The following is a 12,932-nucleotide window of genomic DNA, read 5'->3' on the forward strand; positions in this document are numbered from 1 at the left end:
GGCATGGGGAATCCATTAGCAATGGAAGAAATGCTTCATATTATTCATGCAGGGCTTGTTAAAAAGAATAACCCAAAACGGATTACGATTGCAGGTGCAGGGATTTCTGGATTAGTTGCAGGTTCTTTATTAAAAGAGGCTGGGCACGAAGTAACGATTATAGAAGCAAATAACAGAATAGGTGGCAGAGTGTATACGATTAGGGAACCATTTAGTGTGGGTTTATATTTTAATGCGGGACCGATGAGAATCCCTGACACCCATAAGTTAACCTTAGCGTATATTCATAAATTTAAACTACCTTTAAACCTTTTTATAAATAAAACTTTTGCAGATATCATTTATACGAATAACATTCAAACGAGATTGAATGTGTTTGAAAATGATCCAAGTGTACTTGAATATCCGGTTTTGGATAAAGAAAGAGGAAAAACGGCAGAAGAGCTAATGATTGAAGTATTAGAACCAATACTAAATTACATTAAGAAGGATCCTGATAAAAACTGGCTTATCGTTGAAAAAAAGTATAAAACGTATTCGCTTGGTTCATTTTTAATGGAGTATTATTCAGATGGTGCGATAGATATGATTGGGGTACTTCTTGATATGGAAGCTTATATGGGAATGTCCTTAATTGAAGTATTACGTGAAATGATTTTCTTTACTTCAACAACGAAATATTATGAAATAACTGGTGGAATGGATAAGTTATCGAATGCATTCTTACCACAATTAAGGGAACATATTTTAATGCCGTATAAGGTTGATAAAATTATACAAGAAGATAATAAAGTAATGTTACAAGGAAATCATGAACAAACGTTAGAGCAATTTACAATAACAAGTGATTTTGCTATTATTACAATTCCATTTTCAGCGTTAAGATTTGTAGAAGTTCAGCCATACTATTTATTCTCTTATTTTAAAAAAAGAGCAATTCGTGAATTAAATTATATTGCTGCAACTAAAATTGCAATAGAGTTTAAAAGTAGATTTTGGGAGAAAGCGGGACAGTGTGGCGGTAAATCTATTACTGATTTACCGATACGGTTTACATACTATCCGAGTTATGGCATTCATACTCCAGGACCAGCTATCGTTATAGCAAGTTATACGTGGGCAGATGAGGCGTTAACATGGGATAGTCTCCCGCAAAGAGATCGTATTCGGTACGCATTAAAAAATTTAGCGGAAATATACGGTGGCATCGTCTATAGTGAGTTTGTCACTGGAACATCTTTTAGCTGGAGTAAAAATCCGTATTCTTGCGGTGCATTTACAGCTTTCGAACCAGGCCAAGAGCTCGAGTTATTTCCGTATATTACACCACCATCTGGAAAAGTACATTTTGCAGGAGAGCATACGACATTAACACATGGATGGATGCAAGGGGCAATTGAGTCTGGAGTTAGAGTTGCATATGAAGTAAATGAACAGTGAATCTCTTATATTTACAAATGGTCATTCTTTTAATAAAATGATAAATATAAATCGTAATTATTACGCTTTGAATACATTTGAAGTAAAGAAATGGATGGTCGGTTGAATGAATAAAGTGGAGATTCATATATTAGGTGGTTTTTTAGGTAGTGGAAAATCAACATTATTACAAAATTTATTGTTAGCAGAGAAAAAGAAGAATAGAAAAGTTGCAGTATTAATGAATGAAATTGGTGAATACTCAGTAGATACAGATATTATTGGAAAAGAGAATGTTTTAAGAGAACTTCTTAAAGGATGTATTTGTTGTACGTTAAAAGAAGAGCTTGAAATACAATTACATTCGTTATACCAACAAGAAAGACCAGATGTAATTTATATAGAAACGACAGGTGTTGCGCATCCAATTGAAGTGTTAGACGCGTGTGTCTCGCCAATTTTAGCTCCTTTTCTGGAAGTGAAATCAATTGTAGTCGTTTTAGATGCAGTAAGGTGGTTAAATCGAAGTATATTAAGTGCAAATGTACAACAGCTATTGCATGAGCAACTGAAATTTGGTAGTCACATTCTTGTTAATAAAGCAGATTTACTAACAGATGAAGATAAGAATACAGTATTTGAAGAAGTAAAGGCAATAAATGATCATGCGAAAATGTATGAGACAAAGTATTGTAATATATCTTTAAAAGATATAGAAGAAGCAGAATTTCCAAATGATGAGGAACACGAGACACTACATGTCAAACAGCATTTACATATACAAACAATGACATATCAATTTACGAAACCGATTGATCAAGACAAATTATATGAATGGCTTTCGAATTTACCAGATAGTATTTATCGAGTGAAAGGTTTTGTGAAATTCCATGGAGATAAATACCCTCACCTATTCCAATATTCGTTCGGAGTACCAACTTTATTAGAACAAGACTTCGGTTTCCCGACAAACTTAGTAGTAATAGGAGAAGGACTAGATAAGAAACAATTGGCTGAAGGGTTAGAGAAAGTAGAACTTAACTCTAATTAAGGGGAAAAGACTAACTTAAAAATAAGTTAGTCTTTTTGTATGGTCATTACTGAAATGAAACAGTATTTTCAATTGGATTGCAGAATATATATTGATTGTATGTCCGTTTCCATTACATAGGAAGGTGATTATATATTTGTGCCGAATGTAGAGGGTACTACAAGAGTTTTCCATTATCTATCGAATTAGTTATTCATGATTACGGACAGGGGATTTTGGCGTGTTTGATTCTATCAGAAAGTAAAGTATGGGGAGGATCACAATGTCGATGAAAAAACGTAAGTGGCTAAAAACAATGTTTACTGGTTGTGTTTTAGGTTCGTTATTAATAACGGCAGCTTGTTCAGGAAAGAAAACAAGTACAGAGGATGAAAAAACGATTAAGGTAGGAGTCCTTGCTTCTTTAACAGGACCGCTAGAATCGTATGGAAAACAAACAGTGAACGGATTTGAATTAGGGTTAGATTATGCAACTGGTGGAACTGGGAAAGTAGATGGGAAAAAGATTAAGTTTGTTGTAGAAGATACAGAAACGAAAGCGGATGTAGCAGTTAAAAAAGCTACGAAGTTATTAGAAGAAGAGAAAGTTGATTTTTTAGTTGGATCGTCTAGTTCAAGTGATACGTTAGCGGTTTTACCACTGGCTGAAGAATATGAAAAGATTATGGTTGTAGAACCGGCAGTTGCGGATAGTATTACCGGGAAGAACTGGAATAAATATATTTTTAGAACTGGAAGAAGTTCCTCACAAGATGCGATTGCAGGAGCAGCAGCAATTGCGAAAAAAGATGTAAAGATTGCAACATTTGCCCCAGATAACGCTTTTGGTCGTGAAGGGATTGCTGCATTTAAAGCGGGTGCGAAAAAATTAGGTGCGAACATTGTGAATGAGCAATACGCGGATACAAATTCAACAGATTTTACAGCGAATATTCAAAATATCATTAGTTCAAAACCAGATTATTTATTTATCGTTTGGGCAGGGGCAAATTCACCTTGGAAACAGTTGAAAGATATGAATGTGGAAGCGCAAGGTATTAAAATTTCTACAGGTGCGCCAGATATACCAGCATTAAAAACAATGGATGCATTAGTAGGTATGCAAGGTTTTTCTGTATATTATCACACACTTCCAAAAAATAAAGTGAATGATTGGCTAGTTGAAGAGCATAAAAAACGTTTTAATGGTGCAGTGCCAGATTTGTTTACAGCAGGAGGAATGTCAGCAGCAATTTCTATTGTAGAAGCCTTAAAGAAAACAAAAGGTGATACAGATGTAGATACCTTGATTAAGAAAATGGAAGGAATGGAATTTGATACACCGAAAGGAAAGATGAAGTTTAGAGAGAAGGACCACCAAGCGATGCAGACACTGTATTCTATCACATTGAAAAAGCAAGACGGTGTTGATTATCCGGTGCCAGTGTTAGAGCGAGAATTAACGATGAAAGAAACAGAACCACCAGTTCAAAATAAATAGACTGAATTTTCTGTTGTTTTTGTATAAAGAGGGGGGACCCTCTTTATACATATTTCTTTCATACTCACGGCTTTAAAGGGAGGGATTTCGTGACACATTTGCTAGAGACGAAAAATCTTAGTGTATCTTTTGGTGAACATCAAGTTATTAAAGATGTAAATTTAACTGTCCAAAAAGGAAAGCTCATTTCTATTATTGGGCCAAATGGTGCGGGGAAGACAACGTTATTTAATTTACTAAGTGGACAGATTTCACCCACAACAGGTGAAGTGTATTTTAAAGGGCAAGATATTACAAAACTATCGATTTCAGATCGAACACGCTTAGGAATCGGTCGCTCTTTTCAGCTTACAAACATATTCCCAGAATTAACGGTACTTGAAAATGTCCGTTTAAGTGTTCAATCATTCGTACAAGATTACTATAGTTTTTTCCCGAGTTCAGCAAAATTAAAGCAACAAGTTGGAGAGGCGAGACGTTTCTTAAAAACAGTATTACTTCATGAAAAAGAGAACGTATTAGCGAAAGATTTGGCACATGGAGAGAAAAGGAAGCTAGAACTTGCGATGTTATTAGCTTTAAAAACGGATGTGTTATTACTTGATGAGCCGACGGCAGGTATTTCGGTTGAGGAAGTCCCTGCTATATTACAAGTGATTGAAAATATTAAGAAACATCCAGAGAGCACAATTGTACTTATCGAACACAAAATGGATATGATACTAGGTTTGTCAGATCATCTTATCGTTTTATTTCATGGAGAGTTATTGGCTGAAGGATTGCCAGAAGAAATTATGAAAGATGAGCGTGTACAAAGTGCTTATTTAGGGGGATTATATAGTGGCACTATTACAAGTGAATAATATAGAAACGTATTTAGATCAGTTTCATATTTTGCAAGGAGTATCTCTTGCTGTTGAGAAAGGGACGATTACTGTACTGTTTGGTAGAAATGGGGCAGGGAAAACAACGACATTACGTTCAGTGATGGGGTTTCACCGCATTGCAGATGGTGAAATTTATTATGATAGTGCAAAAGTGAGTGGATTACCTACACATTTAATTTCAAGGAAAGGAATAGGGTATGTACCAGAAAATCAAGGTATTTTTCATGATTTGACAGTAGAAGAAACTTTCGCTCTTGCTAGGGGAAAAGGTGAGGAAGTAGAAGGGAAAATAGAGTGGATGCTGGAACTATTTCCGGATTTAAAGCAGTTTTGGAATAAGAAAAGTGGGCTCTTGAGCGGAGGGCAAAAGCAAATGTTGGCTATTTCAAGAGCGTTTATTAATAGTGATGGATTATTACTTATTGATGAACCGAGCAAAGGGCTATCCCCGATAATGGTGGAGAAATTAATGGTAGCTATTTTGAAGATGAAAGAGAAAACAACAGTTTTACTTGTTGAGCAAAATTTTATGATGGCCAGTCAAATTGGCGATTATTTTTACATTATGGATAACGGACGAATTGTTCATAACGGTTTTATGAATGAATTAAAAAAGGATAAGGAAATGTGTCATAAATATTTAGGAATCTCTTAACATGAATCCGAGGTGAAAAGGATGGATGTGTTAATCAATTTATTTGTAAATGGGATTTCAACAGGGATGCTCATTTTTTTGTTAGCATCAGGTCTTTCACTTATTTTCGGTTTAATGAGCGTTTTAAACTTTGCACACGGTGGTTTATTTGCATGGGGAGCATTTACAGGTGTTTGGTTATTTAATGTGACAGGAAGTTATATATTAGCTTTAGTTGGAGCAGTAGCCATGGGAATGTTCCTAGGATTTATTTTAGAAAGGTTTCTTATTAGGCCGGTATATGGAAATCATGTTCGACAGCTGCTCGTTACGCTTGGAGGAATGCTCGTTCTTAGTGAGTGTATTAAAATATTTTGGGGGCCAAACCCTATTAGTGCAAAATTACCGTTATGGTTACAAGGAAGTTTTACATTCGGAGGTATTATATTAATTAAATATCGTCTATTTGTTATTTTGATTGGGATAATTATTTACATTGCACTACTACTATTACTCAAAAAGACGAAGATAGGTCTTATGATCCGTGCAGGTGTAATGGATAAAGAAATGGTTCAAGCGCTTGGTATTAATGTAAAAGCGATATTTTCTTTCGTCTTTTTATTAGGGGCAGGGATGGCAGCTTTGGGAGGATTCTTATTAGCACCGTATTCGGGCGTTATTTTCGCCGAGATGGGCATGCAGTATGCAATTTTAGCTTTTATAGTAGTAATTATCGGTGGATTAGGAAGCGTTCAAGGTTCAGCTATTGCTTCTTTAATTGTCGGATTAGCTGGTGCTTTTACAGCGTATTTTATACCAGATTTATCACTTGCAATTAATATGTTAATGTTACTATTTTTCTTAATAGTGAAGCCAACTGGACTTGTTGGTGAAAAGGGGTGAAATGGTGAACAACACATCGGACCGAATTAAAGTATACTTCGGAGTATGTATGCTCATTTGTTTAAGTGTATTTCCGTTCGTAAATGATTCACGGAGCCTGTTAATTTTGTTCACTCAAATCTTCATCTTTGCTATTTTTGCAATGAGTTTTGATGTATTACTTGGGTATACAGGAATTGTATCGTTCGGTCATTGTATGTTCTTTGGGATAGGAGCATATGGGGTAGCGCTTTTATTTGATCGACAAGGCGTATCAATAACGAACTTTTTAATTGGAATAGTAGCTGCAATTATCGTTTCAGCAATCGTTAGTTATATAATTGGTTTGCTTTCTTTACGATTGAAAAGTCATTTTTATGCAATGTTAACACTTGCTATTTCACAGTTATTTTTTGTACTTGCTGAAAAATGGCGTGGGCTTACTCACGGAGGAGATGGTTTTACATTTGGTGTACCAGACGTATTCCGTGATCGTTTTACGTTTTATTATGTAACACTTATATGTTTACTTATCATTTTTGTTCTGTTACGTCTTTTCACCAAATCTTCTATTGGAAAAGTATTAAAGGCAATTTCCCAAAATGAGCAACGTGTTGAAGCACTAGGATATAAAGTGCTTCATTATAAAATTATTGCTAGCATTGTTGCAGGAGTAGTAGCTGCGATTAGCGGTGGTTTATTTGTTATCACATTGCGTTTTGTTAATACGACTGTATTTTCAATTGAAATGACATTAAATGCATTATTGATGACGATGATTGGTGGGGTTGGAACGTTAATTGGAGCAATTGCAGGAGCTGGAATTATTGAATCTCTAAAATATTATTTATCAGAACTAGCTACAGAGTATCCGATCTTTGAACGATGGACGATTATTCTTGGTTTATTGTACATTATCGTATTGCTAGTTTTCCCGAAAGGATTAGTTGGCACGGTTAAGGGACTGAAGAATATGAAGCGGAATAAGAAGGAGAAAAGTGCAGAAGTGGAGCAAAATGTGTGAAAAATCAATTGTATAGAATATGAAAATCCCTCTTTTAGATTCATAAAGGAGGGATTTTTTATTAACCGAATAGTTCATCAGGGATTTGTTTGAAAGAGTTTTGATTTGTAAAAAAATGAACAGCTAATTTCTCAACTGGAACATCTTCAATTGGTACCAATTTATCATTTTTAATCGGCAAAAAGGCTATCCCTTTTCCGTCCTGAATAAACTCTTCCATAAGCGAATAAGAATCTAATTGTTGAAGTTGACGCTGAGATAAATTATTTTCTTTTAGAAATTGTATCGTCTTATTTCTAAAAGGGCACTTTTTGTCATTGCTAACGAAGAAGAGTTCCTTTGAATAGTCAATGATACATTTTTCTTGATCTTTTAGTAAGCCTATAGAAATTGAAGTAGTAAATACTTTTTTAAAACCTGCACCAGAATCATCCTCATAAGTGATGACCATATCAACTTTTTGTTGCTGCAGTAATTTTGGCAAATGACTACTATTTTCTACATATATTTGATAATTCATGAAATTTTCTTTAATACGCTTACTTAAATAATTAGTCAAAATCGATTGTGACGTCGCGATTATATAAGAAGACCCACTTGTTTGAATTTTATCTTTCGCTTCTTCTAATAGAGTTAATATTTGATTCGTGTAATCTAATAAAATGTCACCAGAAGGTAATAAGGAAACGCCTTTGTTATCTCTATGTAGTAAGGGTGTTTCTAATTCTTGTTCTAATTTTTTGATTCTTTCAGTTACGTTCGGTTGAACATAACCTAACTCTTTAGCAGCTTTACTAATAGAACCCTCACTGGCTACAGTTTTGAATATAATAAGATCATTTATTTCCATATATCTCAGCCCCTTATGCACTATCATTATAAATGATACCAAACATAATTTATACCTATTTTACGTTAGCTACTTATCGATTTATCATAATGTATATAAGATTGAAAGCGAGTGATAAACATGATTGGAATGCAATATAAGGTCATTTTGCCAAAGGATTATGACATGGAAATTATTAAGAAAAGGGTAAAGGATAATGGTTATAAAACTGATGGTTTCCAAGCACTAAATTTTAAAGCTTATTTAATTACGGAAACGGAGAAAGACGGGAATTTTTATAACTGCTATGCACCTTTATATATTTGGAATGGGCATGAAGGGATGAATAAATTTATCTTTGAAGGGTATTACGATAATATTTTACAATCGTTTGGTTGGCAACAAATACATATAGGTGCTCCATTAGTTGTTAATCTAAGTGATGATTTTAAGAAATGTAAGTATGTTGTTGAATACGTGGGGAGTATTTCTCAAAAGAATTCATTGATTGAAACTCAATTTAACTTTTTTAATAAGAATGTCCAGAATACAGAAAATTGTAAAGGGAATGTAATAGTGTATAACCCAGATAAGTGGGGATATAGTCAGTTTGAATTTTATGAAGTAAAGCCTGAAATTGAAGAGATAGAGGATATTACATTATATGAGGTTTTACACATTTCACAGTAGATGCGGAATTGAAATAGAAATAAATTATTTATAAAAAATCCATTTTGATTCAAGTAATAATGTTCAAAATGGACTTTTCTTAATTATCTTATGTATATTCAAAACAAATTACTGCTTTTCTTAATTCTTTATTAAAGAATAAGTAAATACGATCGGCACCATAAGCTTGAAAATAATATCCTGTAACAAATCCAACATATGTAAAGGGATGTCCATATTCATCTTTTGGTACATATAGAAGATTCGTAAAGTCAAAAATTTCGTCTTCGTTATCGCAGTCTTCTAATAATTCTTCACCTTCTTCTGTCATAAAACGAACATCATCTAGGATACCATTTACCACAGGATAATTTAATCCCCAGCCATTTGTTTGTTTTTCAACAAACTCTTGTTCTAATACTTCTACAGATGTTATTTCTTTTCCTAAGCTAGAATAAGGATAAATTTTTTGATTACGTTGAAAATACTCTTTACGGATTTGATAATCTCTTTTATTACTCTCATAGGCTTGTTCTATTATGTCAGAATTATTTTGTTCGATTTCGAAATAATTCCAATCCGCTTCAAATTTATATTTTCCATTAATGACATCGAATCCTAATGTATCTGCTTTCGTAAAATTTGTGTGAAATGGTTTGGTGAAATCACCCACGCAACCATCATGGATTTCTTTTGCTGACACAATATGTACCCATTCGTCCAATTCCGGTTCAATACATTGTAAGTTTATAGAACAAATGGGTAAAAAGTGCTTTTTATGTTGTTCCAAATCATCATAAAATATGTCTTCATATTCAGGGAATGGTTTTATAAATTGTTTAGAAATATGCATGTTCTGCCCACCTTTACATTAGTGATTTGTTTAATTTTATCATTTTATTTTAATTTTTTCTTATTTAAAAATTTATGATACACATAGTTATGGGAATAAAGAGTTCGTAAGTAAGGTGGATGTCTTATTGTTAAAATTTTATCATATGTCGAACAGTTGAGAGATGAAGAAAAGTAAGACTTCATATTTATACATAGCCTTATTACATTCGACACATAACGACAATATGCTGTTCATTTATCTGTTAGTATAATATATAGTTTTTGGGGATTTTTATCATTTTTACATTGGGGGAAGGGAATTTATGTTTAAAAAAATCGCAACAGTCACTTTAGCAGGGACGTTAGCTTTCAGTTTATCGGCATGTGATGAGAAGAAAGAAGTAGCTAAAACTGTATCAAATAATAAGAAGGAAGAGCAAAGTAGTGCCAAAAAAGAAAATACGAAGAATGAAGATACAAGAGAATATAATGTTGAAAAAACTACTCAAATTAGAAATCAAAAATTAACAGTCCATAAAGTACAAATAGCACAAGTGGCAGAATATGATAAGCTGGAAAAAGGTAATGAGTTTGTTATTGTTCATGTTACAGTAGAGAATATTGGTAATCAAAAAGTTAGAATTAATCCATTAGATTTTTACCTTGAAAGAGGAGATGGAAGTATCGTGGACCATACATTTTCAACTAGTAATAAAAACGTTTTTAAAATTAAAGATGTAGATCCAAACGGTAAGATAACAGGAGCCATAACGTTTGAAGCGAAAAAAGGTGATTCTAATCTTGAATTAATTTATAGACCTGATGTTATGTCTAAAGAGGAAGTAAAGGTAGAACTTAAATGATATATCCTGTAAAAGCCCAATTGGTGTAAACAAGGGTTTTTTATGCAAACTTATACAGGTTTTACATGAAGACGGTATGCTTAAATGAATTTACGCTACGATAAAAGAAAATAATAGATTAGATGGTGTGAATTTCAAACATACTGTTTTGAAAACAAAAAATAAATGCATGATAAGGATTGGCGTTGGAGCTTAATCCTTTTTTTATGAAGATGTAGAGAATGGCAAGTAGACCTAATACTACACGAGTGATGCCTTTAGTTAAGTAAAAGTAAGTTGAGTTATATAAAAAATGTGATTTTCTCTTGCATTACTATCACTTGAGTGGTAAAGTGATAGTAAGATTCACGATAGGAAGTGATCAAACATGCGTGATAATACGATAGGATCATTAATATGGTTACGTTTAATACGATTTACGAACCAAAGTAATCAATTGTCAAATGAGTTTTTAAAACGTTTTGATTTAACGACAGCTCAATTTGATGTGCTTTTGCAAATACGTACGTATCAACCACTAACACAAATGGAGTTAGCTGAAAAGGTAACTGTTACACAAGGTGGCATTTCTCGAATGTTAACTCGTCTTGAAAAAGAAGGATATATTGTACGAAAACAAGATTGGAAAACGAAAACAATTAGTCTTACAGAGCAAGGAGAAGCGGCTTTAGAGAGAGCATTGCCAGAGCAACTTGCATTTCAATCTTCGTTTTTTGATGATGTATTAAATGAAGAAGAGCAGAAAATATTATATGAGCTGATGACGAAAGTTCATAAGCATAGTGAAAAAAAAGAATTACCGCAAGAGTAATTTTTTTTACACCATCAATTGACTAATCAAGTGATGGTGTAGGTAATACGGAGATAAACTTGACTTACCAACGTTTTTAGAAAAAAACTAATACTACTTTATTAAAGGGGAGAGTAACTATGGAAAAATACCGTATAGATACAAGAAAAGGAATTGAGTTTGGATTATATTCAATTGGTGATCATGTTTTAAATCCACATAATGGGGACAAAATTACGCCAGAGAAAAGAATTCACGAACTAATTGAAACAGCTAAGTTAGCAGATGAGGCAGGACTTGATGTGTTTGCTGTCGGTGAAAGTCATCAAACACATTTTACAACACAAGCTCATACAGTTATTTTAGGAGCTATTGCACAAGCTACGAAAAATATAAAAATTGCAAGTTCAGCAACGATAATAAGTACATCTGATCCGGTACGAGTATATGAGGATTTTGCTACAATTGACTTGATTTCTAATGGACGTGCAGAAATTGTGGCTGGTCGTGGATCTCGTATTGGAGGATATAGTTTACTTGGTTATGACGTGAATGATTATGAAGAATTATTCGAAGAGAAGATGGATCTTTTATTAAAAATTAATAACGAGGAACATGTAACATGGAATGGACAGTTTAGAGCACCACTCGCACATGCATCGGTGATTCCAAGAGCAAAAAATAATAACTTACCAATTTGGCGTGCAGTTGGAGGTCCACCAGCTAGTGCAATTAAAGCAGGACGTGCAGGTGTGCCAATGATGATAACAACACTTGGTGGTCCAGCAATTAACTTTAAAGTGTCAGTAGATGCTTACCGCGAGGCTGCTCAGCAAAGCGGATTTGATCCAGCTAGTTTACCAGTTGCGACAACGAGTTTATTTTATACGGCAAAAAATTCACAAGATGCACTTAGTGAATATTACCCTCACATTAATGCTGGTATGCTTACACTGCGCGGTGATGGGTATCCGAAACAGCAATTTACAAATGCAATAGATTACCGTGATGCTTTAATGGTTGGTAGCCCACAACAAATCATTGAGAAAATGCTTTACCAATATGAATTGTTTGGCCAACAACGCTTTATGGCACAAATTGATTTTGGCGGTGTACCATTTGATAAAATTGTGAAAAATATTGAATTAATTGCTACTGAAATTTTACCAGCCGTTAGAAAACATACAGCAAAATAAATAAAAAAACTGAGAGTTTAATCGACTCTCAGTTTTTTTATTTGTTCTGGAAAAATGACAAAAAAATGAACTTTTAGTCGAGGAAGAGGGAAGTTGTTTTCTATTTTTGAATAACATTATTTCGAGTTTGAATTTTGAAAATACATTTTTCTCTTGACAAAAAATAAGCATTTATCGTGGGTGCTTTCGAGGACATTTTTCCGAGTAAAAGTCAAGCGTATGAAGAAAAAACGATTGTTTTATAGATATAAAAGTAAGAAGTATATTGAAAAAACACATTTTGCTAATGAGAAAAATCTGATTCAAAAAAATGACAAAAGACATATTTCAGACAAAATGATGTCAATAATACGTCAAAAATAACCTGAATTTAC

At 33.6% G+C, this 12,932-nt stretch carries 13 protein-coding genes; 11 read left to right on the plus strand and 2 right to left on the minus strand.

The features are described 5' to 3' along the window. Positions 1 to 3 precede the first annotated feature (3 nt). From ACS2QP_RS03995 to ACS2QP_RS04025, 7 genes are all read left to right on the plus strand, one after another. The gene (locus ACS2QP_RS03995; RefSeq protein ID WP_438882144.1) at positions 4 to 1,440 is read left to right on the plus strand and encodes a flavin monoamine oxidase family protein; all 1,437 of its coding nucleotides are present in this window, start codon (positions 4 to 6) and stop codon (positions 1,438 to 1,440) included. 106 nt (positions 1,441 to 1,546) lie between these two features. Continuing rightward, positions 1,547 to 2,470: a CobW family GTP-binding protein gene (locus ACS2QP_RS04000; protein WP_001044939.1), complete on the plus strand. Its 924-nt coding sequence runs from the start codon at positions 1,547 to 1,549 to the stop codon at positions 2,468 to 2,470. Between the two features lie 262 nt (positions 2,471 to 2,732). Then, positions 2,733 to 3,950, plus strand: coding sequence for a substrate-binding domain-containing protein (locus ACS2QP_RS04005; RefSeq protein ID WP_000061996.1), 1,218 nt, complete (start codon positions 2,733 to 2,735; stop codon positions 3,948 to 3,950). Between the two features lie 89 nt (positions 3,951 to 4,039). Then, complete coding sequence (locus ACS2QP_RS04010; protein WP_000149338.1) at positions 4,040 to 4,813, plus strand: ABC transporter ATP-binding protein; 774 nt, start codon at positions 4,040 to 4,042, stop codon at positions 4,811 to 4,813. Then, the gene (locus ACS2QP_RS04015) at positions 4,791 to 5,492 is read left to right on the plus strand and encodes an ABC transporter ATP-binding protein (protein ID WP_001196696.1); all 702 of its coding nucleotides are present in this window, start codon (positions 4,791 to 4,793) and stop codon (positions 5,490 to 5,492) included. The genes ACS2QP_RS04010 and ACS2QP_RS04015 overlap by 23 nt, the downstream gene beginning before the upstream one ends. A 21-nt stretch (positions 5,493 to 5,513) precedes the next feature. After that, entirely contained in the window at positions 5,514 to 6,374 is an 861-nt protein-coding gene (locus ACS2QP_RS04020) for a branched-chain amino acid ABC transporter permease (RefSeq protein WP_000382805.1), read from the plus strand. 49 nt (positions 6,375 to 6,423) lie between these two features. Further along, complete coding sequence (locus ACS2QP_RS04025) at positions 6,424 to 7,377, plus strand: branched-chain amino acid ABC transporter permease (RefSeq protein ID WP_002040965.1); 954 nt, start codon at positions 6,424 to 6,426, stop codon at positions 7,375 to 7,377. A gap of 61 nt (positions 7,378 to 7,438) precedes the next feature. Here ACS2QP_RS04025 and ACS2QP_RS04030 read toward each other — a convergent pair whose 3' ends face one another. After that, positions 7,439 to 8,227 (minus strand): LysR family transcriptional regulator, encoded by a 789-nt coding sequence (locus ACS2QP_RS04030; protein WP_242259558.1) that lies wholly within the window; start codon positions 8,225 to 8,227, stop codon positions 7,439 to 7,441. A gap of 120 nt (positions 8,228 to 8,347) precedes the next feature. Here ACS2QP_RS04030 and ACS2QP_RS04035 point away from each other — a divergent pair, with 120 nt between their 5' ends. Next, entirely contained in the window at positions 8,348 to 8,896 is a 549-nt protein-coding gene (locus ACS2QP_RS04035) for a DUF4865 family protein (protein WP_017673431.1), read from the plus strand. 88 nt (positions 8,897 to 8,984) lie between these two features. On the opposite strand, the gene ACS2QP_RS04040 is transcribed toward ACS2QP_RS04035, so the two are convergent. Beyond that, entirely contained in the window at positions 8,985 to 9,728 is a 744-nt protein-coding gene (locus tag ACS2QP_RS04040) for a hypothetical protein (protein WP_000548215.1), read from the minus strand. A 304-nt stretch (positions 9,729 to 10,032) separates the two neighbouring features. Here ACS2QP_RS04040 and ACS2QP_RS04045 point away from each other — a divergent pair, with 304 nt between their 5' ends. The 3 genes from ACS2QP_RS04045 (at position 10,033) to ACS2QP_RS04055 (ending at position 12,558) form a co-directional block, all read left to right on the plus strand. Continuing rightward, positions 10,033 to 10,572 carry a DUF4352 domain-containing protein gene (locus ACS2QP_RS04045; protein WP_000473156.1) on the plus strand — a complete coding sequence of 180 codons (540 nt, stop codon included), beginning with the start codon at positions 10,033 to 10,035 and terminating at the stop codon, positions 10,570 to 10,572. A gap of 367 nt (positions 10,573 to 10,939) precedes the next feature. Continuing rightward, a complete protein-coding gene (locus tag ACS2QP_RS04050; protein ID WP_001205510.1) occupies positions 10,940 to 11,383 on the plus strand; it encodes a MarR family winged helix-turn-helix transcriptional regulator in 444 nt (147 codons plus the stop codon). A gap of 119 nt (positions 11,384 to 11,502) precedes the next feature. Continuing rightward, positions 11,503 to 12,558: an LLM class flavin-dependent oxidoreductase gene (locus tag ACS2QP_RS04055; RefSeq protein WP_017673429.1), complete on the plus strand. Its 1,056-nt coding sequence runs from the start codon at positions 11,503 to 11,505 to the stop codon at positions 12,556 to 12,558. Positions 12,559 to 12,932 lie beyond the last annotated feature (374 nt).

This window comes from Bacillus cereus group sp. Bce019 (assembly GCF_051781745.1).
GTDB classification, from domain to species: Bacteria; Bacillota; Bacilli; order Bacillales; family Bacillaceae_G; genus Bacillus_A; species Bacillus_A cereus.